Genomic DNA, 1,178 nt, shown 5'->3' on the forward strand with positions numbered 1-1,178 from the left:
GGACTACCTGTTTCCTCTTCGTTCGAAATTCTTATTATGCTCATATTTTTTGACCTTTTTCGAGAAGCGGGAATACGTTTACCTAAAGCTGTAGGTCAAACGGTTGCAGTTTTAGGAGGCTTAATAGTTGGAGATGCTGCTATAAGAGCAGGATTTACATCACCATCAACATTAGTAATTGGAGCACTTACCGTTATATCTAGCTATACATTAATTAATCAAAATGTACTAGGCAATGTATTTTTAATAAGAGTCGCAACATTACTAATTGCCTCCTTTTTTGGAATGTATGGCTTTGTTTTAAGTGTCTTATTTTTCTTAACATATATCTCGTCATTAGAAAGCTTCGGTCATCCTTACCTTTCTACATTTTCAAAAGTAAGTATACCCAATCTTATTAAAGGTTTTTTAAAAATGCCCTTTAGAATTAAAATAAAAGACTGACTGTTTTTCAGCAGAAGGGAGTTTATATGTCCCATTACTTTACTTCCCCATACAAAATGACGTTAATTTTTCCTTTATTATTTATTCTAGGCGGCTGTTTAGGTACCAAGGAAATTCAAAGTGAAGTTTATATTACCGCTCTTGGTATAGATTATTCTAATGATATGTATCATTTATATTTTCAAGCTTTCGGATTTACCAATGTTGCGGGCTCAGATCCTGGCATTGCATCTGAGCCTGCTCCAATTGTTGTTGGACATGGAGAAGGTGAAACTATTCAGGGAGCAATCGATGATATAGAAAAGAATTCTGTTAACCCTTTGTATTATGGACATATACAAACTTTCTTTATTTCCAAAAATATATTGGATGGTCATTTGGATGAATTTTTTGATTTTTTTAGTAGAGATTATTATCTACGTTATAATACTTTAGCTTATGGATATGAAGAAGATGATATTAAAGAGATAATGAATGTACATGGTCTCTTTTACAAACCGCCAATTTTAACTTTTCCTTATGATCCAAATGAACAATTATTCTTTAATTCATTCATCTCAACCAGTACTGTTCAAGACATGATTAAAAGGTATTATGAACCAGTTGGATCCATTATGGTTCCTACAATAAAAATTAGTGAAGATTATTGGATGGAGGATAATAAATCTAAAAATATTTTAAAAATAAGTGGTGCTTATTTTCTTTCACGTCAAAAATTCAATGGTTGGATAAAG

The 1,178-nt window shown here is 31.7% G+C and carries 1 protein-coding gene and 1 pseudogene; both read left to right on the plus strand.

Annotation, left to right across the window (positions count from 1 at the left end):
* The coding region (locus ACP3VS_RS24205) for a spore germination protein (protein ID WP_426390288.1) at positions 1 to 444 on the plus strand (444 nt) is incomplete at its 5' end.
* Positions 445 to 470: 26 nt separating this feature from the next.
* Positions 471 to 1,178, plus strand: a pseudogene (locus tag ACP3VS_RS24210) (spore gernimation protein); the annotation flags it as partial.

This window comes from Lysinibacillus sp. VIII_CA (assembly GCF_049943995.1).
GTDB lineage: Bacteria > Bacillota > Bacilli > Bacillales_A > Planococcaceae > Lysinibacillus > Lysinibacillus pinottii.